Genomic DNA, 20,139 nt, shown 5'->3' with positions numbered 1-20,139 from the left:
CCACCCGCGTAGCCGGCCAGCACCTGCTCGGCGGCCTGCTCGGGCGTGTGCTCGCGGCTGGGCAGCCCGGGAAAACTCCACGCGACGCCGTCAATCTGGGCCACGTTAAACACCGTGGAGTATTTCAAAAAAGCCTTTTTCTTCTCTTCGCCCTTGTCGTCGTCCTTCTTGGTAACGGTGAAGAACACCACCGGCATGCCCTTCTCGCCCCGGCGCACCTGCCCGCCCAGCTCCTGAGCTTGGTTGTAGGTCAGGAAATACGGGTGCTCATAGTCCAGCATTCCCAGCAGCAGGGCATTCACGCCCTGATACACGTGCTTGCTGCGGTAGTTGCGGGGCGCGCCGTGGGCGGCGTTCCACGGCTGCTTCCACGGGGTCACGCCGTTCTCCAACGCCAGAATAATGCGGTTGGTGATGATTTCGTACACGTCGGGGCGGGGAGCGAAAGGAGCGGGCTTTTTCATGGCTTAACAGGTTGGTTTTATGCTTGCTGCTTATACTATTTAAACGCAAAAGTTCGCATTAATGTTTCAATAATATGTAAATTAAAGCGTCAATTATTGAGCGTTATATCACCCTGTTTGGCACGGATTCTGATTTTTCCCTTTTGTTCTTTATTCGCTTCGTTCAGGCATTTTCCGCCCGCTCCTCGCCGTTGTCGCCAAGAATTGGCCGCTTGGCTTTTCCTTTGGTTCGCGAAAGGGATGGAAGGGGTTCAGTCCGCAGGACCGCAGGCAGCGCCGGAGCCCCGCACAGCCCGGCCCGGAGGGGTTCGCCCCGCTGCCTTCCTCCGCAAAAGATGCTATTCCATCGCTCAGCATGCGCATTAGCCGTGGATTTGCTACTTTTGGTAACGCTTTCAGCCGCGTGCTCACTTTCCTTCAATCCATGACTTCTGCCAGCCAAGCTGCTTATCAGGCCCTGCGGGATTACCTGAACTCGCTGCTCAGCCCCACCCACCCCGACCAGGCCCTGGTGGAGGTGCCGGCGGCGCTGCGGCCGAGCCTGGAAGCCTTCATGCGCGGCAAGACCGAGTACCAGGACGAGGCGGGGCGGCGCATGATTTACGCCCACGACCTGGCGGCCTGGGCCAGCGACCTGATTCACGGTGCGGGCCTGGCCACGCCCCTGCCCCTGGCCACGGTGGACGTGGCGGCGCTCCGGGCGGCCACCTGGCAGCAAGCCGCATGACCTGGGACGAGATTGAGCGCCTGACCGAGCTGGTGCAGCAGCTGCCCCCGGTGCGCCAGCAAACCAGCCAGCAGCTCAGCCAGGTGATGGTTTCGGCGCACTCTACCATGATTGAGGGCTCCCGCGTGACGGTGCTTGAAGCAATGGATTTTCTATTGGGCGAAGCGCCCGTGCTGGGACCCGGCAAGCCGCTGGAGGGCTACGACATGCTGGGCGACCACGCCCGCGCCCTCGACCTGGCCCTGGAGCGGGCCGATGCGCAACAGCTACCCGGCCCGGCGTTCCTGCGGGAGCTGGCGGGGTCCGTCATGCGCAGTACCGGCCGGCTCACCAACACGGCCCTGGGCACCGTGGACCCCACGCAGGGCGACCTGCGCCGCAACAACGTATTCATCGTTGGGGCCAGCTCGTTTCCCAACGCGCAAAAGGTGCCGGCCCTGGTCGCGGCCCTGGTGGGGGAGCTACGCGAGCGGATGCCGCTGGCGGCCACCCTGCGCGAGCAGTTGGAGCTGGCTTTCGAGGCCCACCAGCGGCTGGTGAGCATTCACCCCTTCAACGATGGCAACTGGCGCACCTCCCGGCTGCTCATGAACTACGTGCAGCGCTATTACGGCCACCCACTGACCATTGTGTTCCGGGAAGACCGCCAAGCCTATTTTGAGGCGTTGGAGCAGAGCCGGCTGGCAGAGGACCTGACGGTTTTTATTGATTTTATGCGGGGTCAGCACGGTAAATCACTGACGTATCAGCTTTCGGCAGCTATTCCTCCAGCAGTTTAGCGCTCAACTGGTTTCGGCGCATAATGTGAGCGGGTTCGGCGTCTGTCACAGTTTCGCGCGAAGGCTTGAGTTGCTGCGCAACGGTAGTAAACCGGGTCAGTGAGGCTTTGCTCAACCCGCTCTATACCGTAGGGAGTCACGTCATGTAAGCAACCACCGCCCTCTGCTCTGCTACAGCTGTGGTTTCGGCAAATTCGCCGACGGGATATTGGAAACATCTTCATCTTGGCTATAGCAATAGGTGATGACCTTCGCGCCATGACGATATTACTCGTGGAAGACGAGGCCAGCCTAGCCTCTTTCATCCAAAAAGGCATCGAGAGCGAGGGCTACGACCTCAAAGTAGCCTTTGATGGGCTGATGGGCCAGCGCCTGTTCGACCAGCAGCCTTTTGACGTGGTGGTGCTCGATGTGAACCTGCCCCTGCTCAACGGCTTCGAACTGTGCCGCTACATCAAGCAGCACTCGCCCCGGCAGGCGGTGATGATGCTCACGGCCCTGGACGGTTTGCAGGACAAGGAAAGCGGCTTCGGGGCTGGGGCCGACGATTACCTGGTGAAGCCCTTCGAGTTTCGGGAACTGCTGCTGCGCATCCGGGCGCTGGCCCGGCGCGGAGCCAACTACGCCGGGCAGCGGGCCGTGCTGCGCGTGGCCGACCTGGAACTCGACACCGACGCCCGCACCGTGACCCGCGCCGGGCAGCGCATCGAGCTCACCACCCGCGAATACTCGCTGCTGGAGTACCTGCTGGTGAACAAGGGCAAGACCGTGAGCCGCATCGACATCGCCGAAAAAGTCTGGGACCTGCACTTCGACACCAACACCAACATCATCGACGTGTACATCAACTACCTGCGCAAGAAGGTGGACAAGGGCTTCGACCAGAAGCTGTTGCACACCGTGGTGGGCGCGGGCTACCTGTTACAGGGATGAATGGGCTCCAGATAAAGCACAAGCTGCTGCTCTGGTTCGCGGGGCTGGTGGGGGCGCTGCTGCTGGCCTTTTCGGGCTACGTGTACAGCAGCAACGCCCGTTTCCGGCAGCACACCTTTGCCGAGCGCCTGGCCCGCAAGGCGGAGGTGACGCAGCAGGTATTGGCCTATAACGACTCCATTGCCGGCACGGTGCTCACCTCGCTACCCGAGCAGGTGGAGCAGGTGTTCGCCCCGAATGGACAGCGGGTGTACGCCAGTCAGCCGGTGGGTGATTTTACGCCTTCAACGGCTTTTCTGACGCGGGTGCGGCGGCGCGGGCTGGTTTCCTTTTCCTATTATAGCCCCCAACACAGCCGCCCGATGGAGGGCGTGGGCCTGGCCTACCGGCGGCCCGATGTGCCGGGCCAGTACGTGGCCGTAGTGACGGCCTACGACCTGGAAGGCTACGCCCAGCAACGCATCCTGTTTCGGTCATTCCTCTACGGCAACCTGGGGGCGGTGGCCCTGCTGGTGTTGCTGGGCTCAGTGTTTGCCAACCGCGCCCTGGCCCCGGTCACGCTGCTGGTACGGCAGCTGCGCTCCTCGGCGCGGGCCGATGCGCTGGGCTTTCGGCTGCGCCCGGTGAACGAGCGGGACGAAGTAGGTGTGCTGGCCGGGGCCTTCAACGAGCTGCTGGCCCGACAGGAACTGCTGGTGGAAAACCAGCGGGCTTTCATCTCCCAGGCTTCGCACGAGCTGCGCACCCCGCTCACCACCATCAAAGGCTGGCTCGAAACCTCGCTGGCCTACGACGCCGATGTGGCAAGCCTGCAAACCGGCATCCGGCGGGCCGTGAATGACCTCGACAAGCTCACAGCCCTCACCAACGGCCTGCTGCAATTGGCCCAGCTCGACGGCACGCAGGCCCGCCTCAGCGGCCACCCGCTGGAGCTGGTCGATGTGCTCGTGGATGTGATTGATACGGTGCAGCAACAGCGCCCCGCCCAGCACCTGACCCTGACCGTGGCCGAGACGATTGCGCAGCAGCCGCAAGCCCCCCAAGTGCTGGGCCACGCCCACCTGCTGCGCACGGCTTTGGGCAACCTCGTGGATAATGCCGCCAAGTATTCAACTGGCCAGCCCGTGACCCTGCGCCTGGCTGCGGCGAATGAGCCGAGCGGTATTCTCGTGTGTGTGGAGGACGAGGGGCCGGGCATCGAGCCGGAGGATTTGACCCGCATTTTCCAACCGCTGCTGCGGGGCCGCAACGTGGGCCAGGTACCGGGCTTTGGCATCGGGCTCACGCTGGCCCAGCGCATCATCGAGCGGCACGGGGGCCGGCTGCGGCTGGTGCCACGGGCAGACGGCGGCACCGTGGCGGAAGTCTGGCTGCCGTTGCTAGACGCTTAAAAATGAACATGGAATTGGGCCACTCATTAGCAGGACTCTATTTCCCGTCGGCGCTGCCGGAACCGGAAGAAACCGATGAGCATCACCACCCCGGCAGCAAGCAGCGCCGCGTAGCCCAGCCAGCCCGCGCGCACCGGGTGCAGTTGCAGCAGCACCAGCCCGAAGCCCACCATGGCCAAGCTGGTGCGCACGTAGGTGAGAAACGTACGCTCGTTGGCCAGGCGCGTGCGCTGCAAGGCCAGGCGGTCGGTGAGGGAAAGTGGGTCGGGCATGGGGCGGGCTTAAGATGGTCGTCTTTCTACGAAAAAAGGCTAAGAAAACCCATTATGCCCGTCTGCCTCGTCCCATTTCTAATAACTTCTAATCTGATTCCAATGTCGCTCTAATACCAGCGCGGGAGGTTTGCGGCATGAAGCTGAGAAACCTCTTTCCCTTGGGCACCGCGCTGGCGCTGGCCGGGCTGCTGGCCGGGCCGCCCGCCCAAGCCCAGCAGCCGCGCGAACTGCCCCAGCAGCCCCGGCCCCTCACCCTGCCCCAGGCCCTGCAGGTGGCCCAAGCCAACTACCCCGCCCTGCGCGCCAAGCAGGCCGCCGTGCGCGCCGCCCAGGCCGACGTGCGCACCAACCGCTCGGCCTTTCTGCCCCAGGTGAGCGCCCAGCTGCAGGCCGTGAACTCGACCATGAACCAGGTGCGCGGCGCGTTCATCGGCGGGGTGGCCATCCCAATTTCGGGCGGCATCAAAACCACCGATTACAACGCGAAGACCAATTTTTCCAGCCTCGGGGCGCTGGTAATTGAGTGGCCGGCCGTCACGTTTGGCCGCTACCGGGCCGACGAGCAGCGTTCCGAAGCGGCCGTATCGGCCGCGCAGGCCGATTACGACCAGGCCGTGTTCGAGTACCAGACCCAGGTAGCCGATGCCTACCTGCTGGCGCTGGGCGCGGAGAAATCGGTGGCCCTGCAACGGGCCAACCTGCGCCGGGCCGAGAACCTGAGCACCGTCATCCACGCCGGCACGCGCTCGGGCATCCGGGCGGGCATCGACAGCGCCACGGCCAACGCCGAAGTGGCCCGCGCCCGCCTGCAGGTGCTGGCCGCCCGCCAGCAGGCCCGCGAGCAGCGCACCCGCCTGGCCGGCCTGCTGGGCCAGCCCACCCAGGACGTGCAGCTCGACTCGATGCAGTTCTACTCGCACCTGCCGCAGGCCAACGCCGGCCCGCCCGCCGGTGACACCGCCCGCGCCAACAACCCGCTGATGCGCGCCTACCGCCGGCGCATCACAGCCAGCGAGGCGCAGGTCAAGCTGCTCACCGCCAACAAGCGGCCTCAGCTCAATCTGCTGGCCTCCACCTGGGGCCGGGGCTCGGGCGTGGCCGATGCCACCAACGACCGGGGCGACTTCACCATCAACTCCTCGCCCGGCGCGGGCCTGCCCTTCAAGGCCTACGACTACATGCTGGGGGCCACCCTCACCTGGCGCGCCACCGAGCTGATTCACTCCGGCCGGGCCGCGCAGGCCCAGCGCATCCGCGTCGAGCAGGCCCGCGCCGACTACGACCAGCAAGCCCTGCAGCTGGCCACCCAGCAGCAGAACGCCGCCCTGCAGGTCGAGCTGGCCCGCCAGACCGCACTCGAAGCTCCGGCCCAGCTCGCCGCCGCCCGCCAGGCCTACACCCAGGCCCGCGCCCGCTACGACGCCGGCCTCGACAACCTGCTCGTGCTCACCCAGGCCATCACCGTGCTCAACCGGGCCGAAACCGACCAGGCCCTGGCCACCAACAACCTCTGGCGCGCCGTGCTGCTGCAAGGCGCCGCCGGCGGCAACCTCGGCGGCCTGCTCGGCCAGCTGTAAGCCCTTCTTTCTCATGATAAAAGCTGCATTAGCCAAGCCCATTGCCGTCATCGTGGCGCTGCTGGGCATCGTCGTCTTCTCCGTGCTGGCGCTGGGGCGCATTCCGGTCGATATTTTCCCCCGGCTCAACCTGCCCACCATCTACATCGCCCAGCCCTACGGCGGCATGACGCCCGCCCAGATGGAGGGCTTCATCGCCACCCGCTACCAGAACCAGATGCTCTACGTCTCGGGCATCAAGGACGTGGAGGTGAAGAACATCCAGGGCCTGTGCCTGGTGAAGTGCACGTTCTACGAGGACGTGAACATGGCCCAGGCGGCCGGCGAAGTGGCCTCGCAGGTGAGCCGCGTGCTGAGCTACATGCCGCCGGGCACGGTGCCGCCCACGGTGGTGCGCTTCGACGCCAGCTCCCTGCCGGTGGGCGAGCTGGTGTTCAGCAGCCGCACCGCCTCGCTGGGGCAGATGCAGGATTTGGCCTCGACCAAAATCCGGCCCTTGTTCTCGCAGATTCCCGGCGCTTCGGCCCCGCCGCCCTTCGGCGGCAACGAGCGCACGGTGGTCATCAAGGTCGACCCCGACAAGATGAAGAGCTACCAGCTCACACCCGATGAAATCGTGAACGCCGTGGTGCGCAACAACCAGGTGTCACCGGCCGGCTCGGTGGGCATGGGCGACTACATGGTGATGACGCCCAGCAACTCGGTGCTGGACAAGGTGACGGACTTTCTCGACATTCCCCTCAAGCAGGGCGTGGGGCCAACGGTGTTCATCCACGACGTGGCCACGGTGGAAGATGCCACCGACATTCCCGTGGGCTACGCCCTCATCAACGGCAAACGCTCGGTCTACATCCCCGTCACCAAGTCGGCCGATGCCAGCACGATGAGCGTGGTGAGCGCGCTCAAGGCCAAGCTGCCCGAAATGCGCGCCCTGCTGCCCGACAACGTGCAGCTCAGCTACGAGTTCGACCAGTCGATTTACGTGACGCAGGCCGTGCACAGCCTCGCCTTCGAGGGCGGGCTCGGGGCGCTGCTCACGGGGCTGGTGGTGTTCCTGTTCCTGGGCGATGCCCGCAGCTCGGCCATCGTGATTCTGACCATCCCGATTTCGATTCTGGCGGCTATCCTGCTGCTGCAGCTCTTTGGGCAAACCATCAACATCATGACCCTTTCGGGGCTGGCCCTGGCCATCGGCATCCTCGTCGACCAGGCCACGGTGGTGATTGAAAACATCCACCAGCACCAGGAAATGGGCAAAACCAAGGCCCGCGCCATTCTGGATGCCTGCGAGGAAGTGTCGTTTCCGCTGCTGCTCATCACGCTCAGCATCCTGGCCGTGTTCGCCCCGGCGTTTTTGATGACGGGCGTGCCGCGCGGCATGTTCATCCCGCTCTCGCTCTCGGTGGGCTTCTCGATTATCGTTTCCTACCTGCTCTCGCAAACCTTCGTGCCCGTGGTGGCCAACTGGTGGCTGAAGGGCCACGCCCACACCGAGCCGCACGACCTGAGCCTGCTGCCCGACCTGACCAAGCCCCGCGACATTCAGCAGGAAGGCTACGAAAACCGCCACCCCACCGAAGTCACCGGCTTCGAACGCGTGAAGCTGCGCTACCTGCGCGTGCTCGATAAGCTGCTGGCCCGCCGCGCCCTGGTGGCCACCGTGTACGGGCTAATTTGCGCGGTGGTAATTGGGGTCTGCTTCGTGAACATCGGGCAGGACATGATGCCCAAAATCACGCATTCCAAGCAGTTTCAGGTGCGCATCGTGGCCCCCGAGGGCCTGCGCATCGAGCGCACTGAAGACCGCACCAAGGAGGTTATCAGCCTGATTCAGCAGATTGTGGGGCCGCAGAACGTGGGCATCACTTCGGCCTTCGTGGGCATGACGCCTAGCTCCTACGGCACCAGCGCGCTCTACGTGTTCAACTCCGGCCCCCACGAGGCCGACCTGCAGGTAAACCTGGCCGAGGACTACAAGGTAAAGTCGCTGGATGCCCTCAAGGAGCAGATTCGGCAGGCCGTGCACCAGCATTTGCCCGACGTACAGCTGAGCTTCGAGCCCATCGAGCTGACCGATAAAATCATGAGCCAGGGCGCCCAGACGCCCATCGAAATCCTGGTGGGCGGCAAGAGTCTGCAGGACGGCCAGGGCTACGCCGACAAGCTGGTGGCCCGCCTCAAACAGATTCCCTACCTGCGCGACGTGCGCATCAACCAGCCCCTGAGCTACCCCACCGTGCAGGTGAACGTGGACCGCGAGCGCGCCGCCCAGTTCGGCCTCACGCCCGATGGCATTGCCAAGTCGCTGGTGGCGGCCACTTCGTCCAGCCGCTTCACGGCCAAGAACCTGTGGCTCGACCAGGGCAAGGGCTTCGCCTACCAGGTGCAGGTGCAGCTGGCCTCGCAGAACATGAAATCGGTGGCCGACATGCAGAACCTGCCGCTGGTGCCCGGCCAGCTGCGCCCCACCCTCGGCGACGTGGCCACGCTGCACACGGCCACCGTGCCCGGCCAGTACGACCGCATCGGCCCGCGCCGTATTATCACCGTCTCGGCCAACATCACCGGCCAGGACCTGGGCACCGCCACCCGCGACGTGAACAAGGCCATCAAGGCCTTGGGCGCGCCGCCCAAGGGCTCCATCGTGGAGCTGCGCGGGCTGGCCAAGCTGCTCACCGAAACGCTGGGCAGCCTGCAAACCGGCCTGGCCCTGGCCATCGTGGTGATTTTCCTGCTGCTGGCCGCCAATTACCAGTCGCTGAAAGTGGCCGGGGTGGTGCTCGTGACGGTGCCCGCCGTACTGGCCGGGTCGCTGGCGCTGCTCCTGCTCACGGGCCAGACGCTGAACCTGCAGTCCTACATGGGCGTGATTATGTCGGTGGGCGTGTCGGTGGCCAATGCCGTGCTCATCGTCACCAACGCCGAGAGCCTGCGCCTGCGCTACCGCGACGCCGTAGCCGCCGCCCGCCTGGCCGGGGCCGCCCGCCTGCGCCCCATCCTGATGACGAGCATTGCCATGGTGGCCGGCATGCTGCCCATGGCCTCGGGCCTGGGCGAGAGCGGCGAACAGTCGGCCCCGCTGGGCCGGGCCGTGATTGGCGGGCTGCTGGCCTCCACCGTCGCCGCGCTGTTCGTGCTGCCCGTGGTGTTTGCCGCCGTGCAGCGCAAAACGTCCTTCACCTCCGTTTCCCTCGACCCCGACGACCCGGAAAGCACCAGCTACGACGGCAACGAAGCACCCATCACGGAGCACTCGCTCGCGGAAGCTGAAATGGCCTAATCCCTCTTCGCAATCCCCTTCATTCCATGAATATCCTCCCGATTTCCTTTCGCCTTCTGGCCGGCCTCAGCCTGCTGACTGCCGCCACGGCCCTGAACGGGTGCAGCTCCTCCGAAGCCAGCGACACCAGTGCCGCTGCGGAAAAACCCGCCGCCACGGCCGAAATCCGCTATGACGCCGTGCGCGTCACGGCCACCCAGCCGGCCCAGGCCCTGAGCCTGCCCGGCGAGCTGGAAAGCTATTACCAGACCGACATCTTCCCCCGCGTGAGCAGCTACGTGCGCACGCTGCACGCCGACATCGGCGACCACGTCCGCCAGGGCCAGGTGCTGGCCGAGCTGGACGCTCCCGAGCTCACGGCCGCGCTCAGCGAGGCTTTGTCCAAGGTTAAAACGGCCGAAGCCACGTTCAGCGCCAGCCGGGGCAGCTTCCGCCGCCTGCGCCAGACGGCCCGCACGCCCGGCGCGGTATCGCCCCTGAACCTGGACGAGGCCCGCACCCGCACCGCCACCGACAGCCTGGGCGTGGTGGCCGCCCGCGCCCACTACCAGGCCGCCGGCCAGATGGCCTCCTACCTGCGCATCACCGCGCCGTTTGCGGGCGTGATTACCGAGCGCCGGCTCGCGGCCGGGGCCTTCGTGGGACCGGGCGGGCAGGCGGCCGTGCCGCTGTTCAAGCTCCAGCAGATTGACCGGCTGCGCCTGCGCCTGGCCGTGCCCGAAGCCTACGTCGGCGACATCAAGGCCGGCGGGCCGGTGCAGTTCAACGTGCGGCCCTTCCCCGGTCAGAACTTCACCGGCCACGTCAACCGGGTGGCCGGCAACGTGACGCCCGGCACCCGCTCCGAAGTGATTGAAATCGACATTGCCAACCCCAAGGAGCAGCTCAAGCCCGGCATGTACGCGGCGGCCAGCCTGCCCATCAAATCCCCCAAAACCAGCCTCTACGTGCCCAAATCGGCCGTCGTCACCACGGCCGAGCGCACCTACGTCATCCGCGTAGCGGCCGGCAAAACCGAGCTGGTGGACGTGCAGAAAGGCGACGAGAATGCCGGCCAGGTCCAAGTCTTCGGCCCGCTGCAGGCTGGCGACGTGGTCCTCAAGGCCGGCAACGAGGAAATCGCGGCCCGGCAGCCGGTGCAGGTGGCCCTGCGCTAGCCGCTGAAGCCATGGCGTTCGCGGAGGCACTGTCCGGGATTCAATCGTGGTGGCCGCTGCTGGGCATGTTGTTCTACGCGGTGCCGCTGGGGGTGCTGCGGGCAGTGGCTCGGGCTACGGCTCCGCCGCACGTCCGGGCCCTTGATGGTCTGAGTATGCTGGCGATGGGTTGGGCACTGCCCTGGGTTGGCCGGCACCTGACGGTTCTGCAAACTATTATAGGCACCGGGGCGGCAGTGGCCGGGCTGCTGGCGCTCCGGTACCAGCTGACGCGGGCGGCGGCCCGGCGGTGTTTCCCCCGGACGGCCCCGCTGCTGCTGCTTTTCCGGGGGCATTTCCTGCCCGGAGCGCTGCGAGCTGCGCACCTGAGCGAAGCCGCCATCCGCCGGCAGCTAGCGCACAGGGGCATCCGGCGCGTGAGCCGCCTCTTTGTCCTGATTCAGGAGCCCGATGGTACGCTCAGCTGGTCTTATTTCCCAACTGCGCCAACTGTCGTTGCACTGCTGCCGAACGCCGGGCGGCTGAATCCCAACTAGCACTACTTCACCGCCTTGCAGATGCATCTTTTTACTCCTGTCTTTCTCTCCTTCACCGCTGGTCTCCGGGGAGCAATGGTTATCAGCGGACTGCTGCTGGTCCGGCCGTGTCACGCCCAGTCCGATTCGCTGGCCCATCAAAATAGCCGGGCAATGCACCCCGTTCGGCCGGCGGTGCTTACCCTCACGGGTGGGCTGGGCGCGCCCTACGGCTGGGGCCTCGACTACGGCCGCCGCATCGCACCCAACCTGGAAGCCACCACCGGCCTGGGGTATGACTTTGGCGGCCTCACGGGCGGCATTGGAGCCCGGTACTACTTCCACGAACAGGCTAAATTCAGCACCTTCGTCGGGGCCAACGTGGCCTACTCGGCGGGCCGCAGCTTCGTAACCCTCGTCACGCACGAAGACCCCGGGTTGTTTCAGGACGAAACCGCCCAGCTGCACATCCGGCCCTGCGTGGTCGGCCGGCTGCGAGCGGGCATGCGCTGGCAACCGGGCCAGCGGCTGGGCATCAGTACCGCCCTGGGCCACGGCCTGGTCTTGGGCCCCGAACCGGTAAGCTACCTCAGCGGTACTCCCTCTGATGGTATGCGGGCCGTGGTGAACACCCGGCGGCCAGGGGGCGTGGAGCTTTCGATGGCGGTATCAGTGCGGCTGGTTAGGTAATGGCGCATTTGCAACGCAGGTAGGCCAGCCATTCGCTGATTTGGAAAAATGACCTCGTATCATACCAAATAGCGCGTTACAACAGTTGATAAAGGAGAAGGTCTACCCAACGACTATACAACATAAGTAATCCTGCCCTCCTGCCAGCCCCAACCATACAAGAATATTTTATCATAATGTTTTCAGTACGCAATATACTCATAACAAGAATGCAAGCTATAAAACCTGGGCAAAACAAGGTCAATTGCTAAAGTGGTAGCGAACTATTTTTAGCAAACCATAATTGCTAATTAGATTCGCCAGTTATCGCACGCTGAAAGGGAACCGGTTTCTCAATTTGGTAGGCCAAACGGGTAATTTCTTGCCGTCAATTTCCATTGGCGGCTTTCTCATCTATTGCCCATGGCTTAACAATTACACCTAATGGATTTACCTGAAAAGACCTTTAAGGTCTTGTGCATTGACGGTGGCGGCATCAAGGGCCTCTACTCGGCCACCATTTTGCAGCACTTGGAGGAACAATACGGCTGCCAGATTTCGGACCACTTCGACATGCTGTGCGGCACTTCAACGGGTGGCCTGATTGCGCTGGCACTCTCGCTGAAGATTCCGGCTGCCGACATCTGCCAATTTTACCGCGATGAGGGCGGCAACATCTTTCCGCAGTACGGTGGCGTCCGCTGGATTCACCGTCTCTGGAGCGGCTTCAAGCAGATAACCTGGAACGGGAAATTCAGCGACGAGCCGCTGAAAAAAGCGCTCTATAAGGTGTTTCAGGACCGGACTTTGGGCGAAAGCCAGAACCTGCTGTGCATTCCTTCCTACACAATTACCGATGCCCGGCCCTGGATTTTCAAGTTTGACCACGTCGAAGGCAAGCTGAACCGGGATAATCAGACGCGGTACGTGGACGTGGCGCTGGCCACGAGCGCGGCCCCCACCTATTTCCCGGTGGCAGAAAACGCGCACTACCACAACAAGCAGTTCATCGATGGCGGTGTGTGGGCCAACAACCCGACGCTGGTCGGTTTCCTGGAAGCTCTCACCTACTTCGTGGGCAAGGGCAAGGAATTTCAAAAGCTGAGTATCCTCTCGGTGAGCAGCCTGACGCTGACGGGCGGGGCCAAAACCGGTAAGAAGCGGTTTCGCTCCTTTTTCGGATGGCGCGATGCCTTGTTCGAAACTTCGATGACCGGTCAAAGCCATTTCACCGACCATTTCATGAAGAAGATGAACGAGGTGAACGACGTGAACGTGAACTACCTGCGCATACCCTGCCCTGACATATCGCACGAGCAGGCCGGGCAGGTGCAGTTGGATGTTGCCACGCCCGCTGCACTGGACCTGCTGGCTGGCAAGGGCGATGACCAGGGGCAACTCTTCCGCAAAGACCCCAAAATAGTTGAATTCTTCGCCCAACCCAAGCTCTACAAAACCCACTAGTTTATGGCCAATTGCGACTCCATTTTTAAGGTGTTTGACGAGGCAATCATCCTCAACGACTCCCGCCACGACAGCTTGAAACGCTCGCGCAAAGCGCTGCGTACCCGCATCAAGGAATACTTCAAGAATAACAAGCCCGGCGAGTTGAAGCCCAAATTTCACGGCCAAGGCTCGTTTATGATGGGCGTGGCCATCAACCCCATCCCCAAGGTGGTGATAGAAGATGAAAAAGAGGTAACGAAGTACAAGTACGATGTGGACGACGGCGTCTACTTCATCGGCAAGGAAAGTGACCGCAAGGCCATTACTACGTACCATAACTGGATTTGGGATGCCGTGGACGGGCATACCGACACGGCTCCGGTTGACAAAAACACCTGCATCCGGGTGATTTACCACGACGGCCACAACATCGACCTGCCCATCTACTTTCTGCTGAAGGGTGACGACGATGCGGTGCCCCAGCTCGCGCACAAGGCCAAAAGCTGGATTGATAGCGACCCGCGGGAGTTTGTGACCTGGTTCACGGACCAAGCCGACGAGCAGCCGCAGCTGCGCAGCCTGGTGCGCTACCTCAAGGCTTGGTGCGATTATCAGAACGACCGTAGCGGCACCCGTAAGATGCCCATCGGGTTGGTGATGACCATTTGGGCGACGGAAAATGCCCGCTACAATGAGCGCGACGATGTGGCCCTGCGCGATACCCTGCAGGCCATCCGCGACACGCTGCGTACCGCCTTCGAGTGCAACCGGCCCACGGTGCCGGCGGGCGAGAACCTGCTGGACGACTACAACCACGAGGACTACTTCATCGGCAAGCTGGATGCATTTCTGGAATCCGCGAAGCAGGCCGTGAACGAAACGAACCAAAAAGTGGCCTGCGGCAAGTGGCAGACGCATTTGGGCTCGCGTTTCCCCTGCCGGTTGGCCGAGGACAAGGACGTGGGAGCTCGCGCGTTCGGTTCGCCCGCCGTCATTACCGAAAACGCCAAGAGTGCCTAATGACCGACTTTGAAGCGGCCCGGCAGCAGGCGCTGGCGCAAATGCAGCAAACGCACTGCTGCCGGGTGCTGACCGCGCCGGAAGTGGCCCGGCGCAAGCTGCGCCGCTCCTTCGCGGAGGTGTGGCTGCTTGATGCCGAGGTTTTTGGCCCCGATGAGACCGTGCGGCCTCTCCAGTTTCTGGTGGGGCTGCCGGCGGATTTTCCGCTGGTGTTGCCCACCATTTTTCTGGACCGCGCCGACTATGAGCGCACCCGCTATCTGCCCCACGTCGATTCGACGGGACTGGTGTGCGCCTTCGACCCCGAAACCGTACAGGTGAACCCCGCCGACCCGCACGGTATCGTGCGCGCATGCCTGGGACAGGCTCGGCAGCTGCTGGAACAAGGGCTGGCCGGCACTAACACCGGCGATTTTCAGCAGGAGTTTATTGCCTACTGGGAAGACCGGTATGCGGAACAGGACAACATTGAAACGGGCATTTCGCTAACCGCGATGGCCTTCCCGGCTGGCCCCTGTGAGCTGCTGCGCCTGAGCCAGCCGCTGGGCGGGTACTCCCTCGTGCTGCCCGCCGATGCTACCACCACGAGGTCGTTTCGGGAAGTCCTGAAGCGCCGCGCCATCAGCGTGGAAACGACGCCAGCTTTCCATCTGGGCGAGCTGGGCGATACCCTGCCGCCGTTCAATTTTAGCAATGGCGGCGCGCTGGCGCTGGCCAAAGCGCATTTTCCCGGCCAGTGGGAGGACTTGCGGCGCTACCTCAACGGCACCTCTACCGCGCTGTTGGTAGTGTTTCATAAGCGCCTCGCGGGTCAGGTGCAGTATTTTGGCTGGCAGCACACCTGGCCCCAGCTCAAGCAGCGCAAAGGCTTCCGGCCGGACAAGCTTTCGACCATGGGGGTGCTGACTACGCTGGACCGGTCCAAACCGGTATGGCGGCTCAGCTTCGATACGCTGACCAGCCAGCGCCTCACGCAACGCACGGCTGGCGAGCCATCCGCCCACGAATACACCCTGTTGGTGGCGGGCCTAGGCAGCATCGGCTCGAACCTACTGCATTTATTAGCCTCGTTTCCGCTGCGGGAAATGCGCCTGGTCGATACCGAGCCGCTGGCCCTGGAAAACATCAACCGGCACCTGCTGGGCATTGACGACGTGGGGGTGAGCAAAGTCGAAGGCTTGCAGCGCTACCTGGAGCGGCAACAGCCGCTACGAACCGTATCTGTCCGCAAAGAGTCCATCGCGCAGGTGGCTCGCCGCGAACCCGCTTACCTGAACGAGTGCGATGCCATTATCCTGGCCGTTGGCCGTAGCACCGTGGAACAATACCTGTTGGAATTACAGGCCTTAAAAGTGCTCACGCGCCCCATTTTCGTTCTTTGGGTGGAGCCCTACCTGGCCGGGGGGCATCTGCTGTATTTTCCGCCCGGTCATACCACTAACTACGGCTCCCTGTTCACGGAAGGGTATTATAACTACAATGTGCTGGCCACGGCGGAGTACCGGCGGCCAGCCAATCAGATGCTGCTAAAGGAAGCTGGCTGCCAAACCAGCTACGTACCTTACTCGCAGGAATACGTCACTCTATTCCTTGGGCGTATTTTCCCCGAGTTGCGGCGGTTGCTGCGCCATCCCGCACCGGAAGCCTGGGCCTTTACCTGGTTGGGCAACTGCGACGCCATCATAGAGCGCGGGCTAGCCAAGTCCGGCTTCACCAGTAGCTTCGCGGAAGGCGACCTAATTCCCACCAAACTTTAACCTTGCCACCCAGATGGGGAAGCCACAGATTGCCTTTCATGTTGAAGCCTTGGCCATTTTAGACCACTTTACCCAACGTGGCAAATCGCAGCCCGAAGCGGGTGGCATTATAATGGGCAAGCTGGTCGGCGATGAAATTCAGGTCATGCGCCTGACCGTACCCACGGGCCTCGATAAAGCTTCTCGTTTCAATTTTGAGCGTCATGTGCTATCGGCTCAGATTGTGATTGATTATGAATTTTATAACAGCAACGGAGAGATGGTTTACCTCGGAGAGTGGCACACGCACCCCGAGCCCCACCCAACGCCCTCGGAAACTGACCGGAAAATGATTCGTCAGCAGTACCAGAATAAAGGCCGGAAGACCGATTTTTTACTTCTGGTTATTCAGGGCACCGAATCGCGCTACGTAGGCATTATCGAAAATGGCCATCTCAAAACCTATGCTGAGCCAGCGGAATAGCTAGATGAGGAGCAGTTCAACAACGTAGCCTCCCCTCCAACGCAAACCGGGCGAGGCGGCCGTAGCCACCTCGCCCGGTGAGGGAGCATACCTCTGCTAGGCAGCCTAGCGCGCCGACTTTGCCAGCTTATCCAGCGCTGCTTTGAACTCGGGCGTATCGTATTCGGCCATGCCGTCGTGGCGGGCCGCCACCTGCCCATCGGGGCCGAGGATGACGGTAGAAGGGATGGAGTTGGAATCGAACGGAGCGGGCAGGTTGCCGGTGCGCAGGTAAACGGGGAAGGTGTATCCTTGGCTTTTCACGAACTTCTGGGCTTTGGCCGCGTCGTCGTCGAGCGAGAGCATCACGAAGGCCACCTTCGAGTGGTCAACTTTCTTGTACAGGGCTTCGATACCGGGCATTTCGGCGCGGCAGGGCGGGCACCAGCTGGCCCACAGGTTTACGAACACCACCTTGCCTTTCAGGTCGCTTAGATTGACGGCCTTGCCGTCGAGCGTGACCATGGGCAGGTTGTGCGGGTAAGCCGCGCCGCCGGTGAGCACCACCGGCATTTCGGTGGCGGGGGTAGTGGCGGGAACTTCGGCTTTCCAGAGGCCGGTGGCCAGCAAGCCGCGCTGCACCCCACCGAGCACGATGGGCCGCAGGGGCGTTAACAGGACAAGGGCAAACAGGGCCAGCGGCAGCCAGGAGGTGAAGGTCTTGCGATTCATAGGTTCGGGGATTTGAAAGCGGGACAAAGTTAATATGAACAGAGTTTCATTTGTTCATAAATAATTAGGTTAAGCTCCTGTTCAAGGGCCAATTCACGGTACAGGAAGGAAACGAAGGAGCCGCCCGCAATGTCAGCAACTGGATTAGCCAGCACGTCGCAATTGAGACGCCTAACTAAGCTGGGCATAAAAATCCCGGCCGCTGGCTCGGCAATCGGGTACAGCTAACCGGGCGTAACGCTGGCTCCACTTCGCGTTTTCCTAGGAAAAGCGGGTGGGCGGAGCCTTGTTGGGGTGGTTGGCAAAAGCCTGCGCGGGGCTAGCGTGGGGGCCTCGGGCAGGAGCAGGCGCGGGCGGGCGGGCCGGAAACAGCAGGCCGAAATACAGTTCCGCGAAGTCACCGTTGCGGCACAGGTCCAGCGGCGGTAGCTTGGCCTGGGTTTGGTGGGCTTGCGTCGCCTGCGGGTTGGCCTGCACCGTTTGCAGCTTCTTCCAACAGAGGCTGCCCCTGCGCTTTTCTTGGTGGCTACCACCAGCACCAGCGGCCCCTACCGCTCGCGCGGGCAGCGGCTGGCAATGCAGGTAAACACCGGCATAGAGCAGCAACAGCAAATGGGACAGCAATCGAGACATTCGGTCCGGTTAGACAGCGCAAAGGTGCGTGCTTTCTCACAAAAGCATCGGAGCGAAAGGCGCGGCGAGCCGCCGAATAGTTGCGTGCAAATGCCCACAACTTATTCGGCGGCCGGCCAACCTCTCGGCGCATGGGGCACTATAGCAAGCGCCCGACGGCCGTGTAAAAGGCATCTTGCCGGTCTGCCAGCTTCTGAAGATTTACACCGGCCAGCGAATTGTCGCGCCCGTAATATTTCTTGAGCGAAGCATTTGCTGTATCCCGTAAATCGTGCAGCATGGCGTAAAACTCCATAATGAACTCGTAATTGAGAATGCCGCTAACCGGCCCGCGCTGAAATGCCCGGTCAATCCGGTTTTCCCGACTCAAAAAGAAGAACGTCGAAATATCATAGCGGTAGCCCACCCCGATGGTATTGGCCTTCATCAGCAGCGCCCGCTGCTTGGGAGTCAGCAGCTTGATTCTTCGCTTTGCCCGTCCCTCTACTTTGAGGTAAAGCTTTTCCAAGTCGTGGCCGGTTCTTCGCGCAACGGTGTAAGCATCCTCGGGAGTCTCCCCTTTTACCGACAGGCTGATTATCAAGGATTTTAGCGCACACTCAGCACTCATCAAGAGGTCGACGTACATCTTGGCAAAATAGGCCGTCGTATCATGGGGTCGGTTCTGGTTTAACAAGCCCACCCGCCATAAAAAATCGTTGGCATCCGCCGCGAACGACGACGCAATTTTCCATTTGAGTTGGCGGTCGGCGTTGAAGGGGTGAGTACCTAAAAGCTGTTGCAGATTTATAATATTGCTCATACAGTGCATGTTGTGAAATTTTGCTTCTCCCCACCATGGGCAGATATAAAGTGATAGGGTCGGAAAGGCATTTAGTTTGCAGCTTGAACCAACTATTTTACTTCGCCGGCACGATACGCCCGGGGCCAGTTCGGTGGAGCCACAGGGCCGTGTGCTCAAAAGAGAGGCTCGCCGCCGGATGCGCGACAAGCGGCGTAGGAGACCTTGCCCGGGTGCCGGGACCATGAACGTCAAACACACGGGTTTTAGAGCAAATGGTGAAACTCCGTGAACTTATAAAAGACGACACTTGTATGAATGAACAAGTGTTCATAAGTTTGCACCCGTTATGACAGCCCACCCCTCCACCGCTTCTGTTGACATGGGCCTCTCCGTAGAGAAGATGGAGAAGGTGGCCTTCATTCTCAAGACCACGGCCCACCCCACCCGCATTGCCATTGTGCAGCTGCTGGCCGCGCAGGAAAGTCTGTCGGTGACGGACATCAGTGAGAAACTCAACGTCGAGCAAAGCCTGCTTTCGCACCACCTCTCGGGCATGAAGCTCAAGGGCATTCTGAGCAGCACCCGCGACGGCAAGAACATCTTTTATTCCCTGAAAATGCGCGAAGTCATTGATGTCATTCAGTGCCTGGCCGCGTGCACGTTTCTATAAACCGCGCGGCTTTTTTTTGCCGCAATACATGAACAATCATTCATAATTTCATACGTTAAACCCTCATGCTTCACTACCTCGGCTACTTCGCCGCCATCTTCATTGGCCTCTCGCTCGGCATCATGGGCGGGGGCGGTTCCATCCTCACCGTGCCGGTGCTGGTGTACCTGATGGGCGTAAGCCCGGTGCTGAGCACGGCCTACTCGCTGTTTGTGGTGGGCAGCACCTCGGTAGTCGGCGCCTCGGGCTACTTCCGCAAGGGGCTGGTGTCGCTGAAAACCGCCATCGTCTTTCTGATTCCTTCCCTAATGGCGGTGTTTGCGGTGCGCAAGGTGCTCATGCCGGCCATCCCGCACGTGCTGTTCACGGTGGGCGGCATCGTCTTCACCAAAGACCTGCTAGTGCTGGTGGCCTTTGCGGTGCTCATGGTGGTGGCCGCCACCTCCATGATTCGCAGCAAGCAGGCCGAGGAAGTACTCGATGAGGAGCTGCACCACCAGCATAAATTCAACTACCCGCTCATTCTCACCATTGGCCTGGTGGTGGGTACGCTCACGGGCTTTGTGGGCGCGGGCGGCGGCTTCCTCATCATTCCGGCCCTAGTGCTCGGGGCGCGCCTGCCCATGAAGCTGGCCGTGGGCACCTCACTGGCCATCATTGCCCTGAACTCGCTCATAGGCTTCACCGGCGATTTGAGCGCGGGCACGCCCATCGCCTGGTCGTTTCTGCTCGGGTTTCTGGCCTTTGCGCTGGGCGGCATCGTGCTGGGCACCTACCTGGCCCGCTTCATTCCGGGGGCCAAGTTGAAGCCGGCGTTTGGCTGGTTCACGCTGGCCATGGGCACGTTCATCCTGACCAAAGAGCTGCTGTTCCACCACGTTTAATCAA

At 62.1% G+C, this 20,139-nt stretch carries 20 protein-coding genes; 15 read left to right on the top strand and 5 right to left on the bottom strand.

The features are described from left to right. Nucleotides 1-464: ArdC-like ssDNA-binding domain-containing protein (locus ACYVM5_RS00765; RefSeq protein WP_460616272.1), on the bottom strand; the 464-nt coding region annotated here is incomplete at its 3' end. Nucleotides 465-888: 424 nt separating this feature from the next. Between ACYVM5_RS00765 and ACYVM5_RS00760 the strand changes: the two genes are divergently transcribed. The 4 genes from ACYVM5_RS00760 to ACYVM5_RS00745 all read left to right on the top strand — a co-directional run bounded on the left by ACYVM5_RS00760 (nt 889) and on the right by ACYVM5_RS00745 (nt 4,294). Further along, on the top strand, nt 889-1,191 hold the full coding sequence (locus ACYVM5_RS00760; protein ID WP_460616271.1) for a hypothetical protein: 303 nt from the start codon (nt 889-891) through the stop codon (nt 1,189-1,191). Next, nucleotides 1,188-1,970 (top strand): Fic family protein, encoded by a 783-nt coding sequence (locus ACYVM5_RS00755; RefSeq protein WP_460616270.1) that lies wholly within the window; start codon nt 1,188-1,190, stop codon nt 1,968-1,970. The genes ACYVM5_RS00760 and ACYVM5_RS00755 overlap by 4 nt, the downstream gene beginning before the upstream one ends. Nucleotides 1,971-2,228: 258 nt before the next feature. After that, nucleotides 2,229-2,903 (top strand): response regulator transcription factor, encoded by a 675-nt coding sequence (locus ACYVM5_RS00750; RefSeq protein ID WP_460616269.1) that lies wholly within the window; start codon nt 2,229-2,231, stop codon nt 2,901-2,903. Beyond that, on the top strand, nt 2,900-4,294 hold the full coding sequence (locus tag ACYVM5_RS00745) for a HAMP domain-containing sensor histidine kinase (protein WP_460616268.1): 1,395 nt from the start codon (nt 2,900-2,902) through the stop codon (nt 4,292-4,294). Before ACYVM5_RS00750 ends, ACYVM5_RS00745 begins: the two co-directional genes overlap by 4 nt. A 26-nt stretch (nt 4,295-4,320) precedes the next feature. On the opposite strand, the gene ACYVM5_RS00740 is transcribed toward ACYVM5_RS00745, so the two are convergent. Beyond that, on the bottom strand, nt 4,321-4,566 hold the full coding sequence (locus tag ACYVM5_RS00740; protein ID WP_460616267.1) for a YidH family protein: 246 nt from the start codon (nt 4,564-4,566) through the stop codon (nt 4,321-4,323). A gap of 137 nt (nt 4,567-4,703) precedes the next feature. On the opposite strand from ACYVM5_RS00740, the gene ACYVM5_RS00735 reads away from it, so the two are divergent. The 9 genes from ACYVM5_RS00735 to ACYVM5_RS00695 all read left to right on the top strand — a co-directional run bounded on the left by ACYVM5_RS00735 (nt 4,704) and on the right by ACYVM5_RS00695 (nt 16,453). Further along, complete coding sequence (locus ACYVM5_RS00735; protein WP_460616266.1) at nt 4,704-6,146, top strand: TolC family protein; 1,443 nt, start codon at nt 4,704-4,706, stop codon at nt 6,144-6,146. A 13-nt stretch (nt 6,147-6,159) separates the two neighbouring features. Continuing rightward, nucleotides 6,160-9,426, top strand: coding sequence for an efflux RND transporter permease subunit (locus ACYVM5_RS00730; RefSeq protein WP_460616265.1), 3,267 nt, complete (start codon nt 6,160-6,162; stop codon nt 9,424-9,426). A 26-nt stretch (nt 9,427-9,452) separates the two neighbouring features. Next, a complete protein-coding gene (locus tag ACYVM5_RS00725) occupies nt 9,453-10,583 on the top strand; it encodes an efflux RND transporter periplasmic adaptor subunit (protein WP_460616264.1) in 1,131 nt (376 codons plus the stop codon). A gap of 11 nt (nt 10,584-10,594) precedes the next feature. Beyond that, nucleotides 10,595-11,119 carry a hypothetical protein gene (locus ACYVM5_RS00720; protein ID WP_460616263.1) on the top strand — a complete coding sequence of 175 codons (525 nt, stop codon included), beginning with the start codon at nt 10,595-10,597 and terminating at the stop codon, nt 11,117-11,119. Between the two features lie 153 nt (nt 11,120-11,272). Next, a complete protein-coding gene (locus tag ACYVM5_RS00715; RefSeq protein ID WP_460616262.1) occupies nt 11,273-11,788 on the top strand; it encodes a hypothetical protein in 516 nt (171 codons plus the stop codon). A gap of 423 nt (nt 11,789-12,211) precedes the next feature. After that, nucleotides 12,212-13,231 (top strand): CBASS cGAMP-activated phospholipase, encoded by a 1,020-nt coding sequence (locus ACYVM5_RS00710; protein WP_460616261.1) that lies wholly within the window; start codon nt 12,212-12,214, stop codon nt 13,229-13,231. Between the two features lie 3 nt (nt 13,232-13,234). Further along, nucleotides 13,235-14,233, top strand: a complete 999-nt coding sequence (locus ACYVM5_RS00705) for a CBASS cGAMP synthase (protein WP_460616260.1) — start codon at nt 13,235-13,237, stop codon at nt 14,231-14,233. Next, a complete protein-coding gene (locus tag ACYVM5_RS00700) occupies nt 14,233-15,990 on the top strand; it encodes an E2/UBC family protein (protein ID WP_460616259.1) in 1,758 nt (585 codons plus the stop codon). Before ACYVM5_RS00705 ends, ACYVM5_RS00700 begins: the two co-directional genes overlap by 1 nt. Before the next feature lie 13 nt (nt 15,991-16,003). Next, on the top strand, nt 16,004-16,453 hold the full coding sequence (locus tag ACYVM5_RS00695) for an MPN domain-containing protein (RefSeq protein ID WP_460616258.1): 450 nt from the start codon (nt 16,004-16,006) through the stop codon (nt 16,451-16,453). A gap of 105 nt (nt 16,454-16,558) precedes the next feature. On the opposite strand, the gene ACYVM5_RS00690 is transcribed toward ACYVM5_RS00695, so the two are convergent. The 3 genes from ACYVM5_RS00690 to ACYVM5_RS00680 all read right to left on the bottom strand — a co-directional run bounded on the left by ACYVM5_RS00690 (nt 16,559) and on the right by ACYVM5_RS00680 (nt 18,599). Continuing rightward, the gene (locus tag ACYVM5_RS00690; protein ID WP_460616257.1) at nt 16,559-17,164 is read right to left on the bottom strand and encodes a TlpA family protein disulfide reductase; all 606 of its coding nucleotides are present in this window, start codon (nt 17,162-17,164) and stop codon (nt 16,559-16,561) included. 261 nt (nt 17,165-17,425) lie between these two features. Beyond that, nucleotides 17,426-17,797, bottom strand: coding sequence for a hypothetical protein (locus ACYVM5_RS00685; protein ID WP_460616256.1), 372 nt, complete (start codon nt 17,795-17,797; stop codon nt 17,426-17,428). Nucleotides 17,798-17,936: 139 nt separating this feature from the next. Then, entirely contained in the window at nt 17,937-18,599 is a 663-nt protein-coding gene (locus ACYVM5_RS00680; protein ID WP_460616255.1) for a hypothetical protein, read from the bottom strand. Between the two features lie 328 nt (nt 18,600-18,927). Between ACYVM5_RS00680 and ACYVM5_RS00675 the strand changes: the two genes are divergently transcribed. Both ACYVM5_RS00675 and ACYVM5_RS00670 read left to right on the top strand, forming a co-directional pair. Next, on the top strand, nt 18,928-19,251 hold the full coding sequence (locus ACYVM5_RS00675) for an ArsR/SmtB family transcription factor (protein WP_460616254.1): 324 nt from the start codon (nt 18,928-18,930) through the stop codon (nt 19,249-19,251). A 65-nt stretch (nt 19,252-19,316) separates the two neighbouring features. After that, nucleotides 19,317-20,135 (top strand): sulfite exporter TauE/SafE family protein, encoded by an 819-nt coding sequence (locus ACYVM5_RS00670; RefSeq protein WP_460616253.1) that lies wholly within the window; start codon nt 19,317-19,319, stop codon nt 20,133-20,135. Nucleotides 20,136-20,139 lie beyond the last annotated feature (4 nt).

The organism is Hymenobacter ruber (assembly GCF_054783255.1).
Note: the sequence above shows the minus strand (reverse complement) of the source record. Positions and strands in the feature narration are given on the sequence as shown.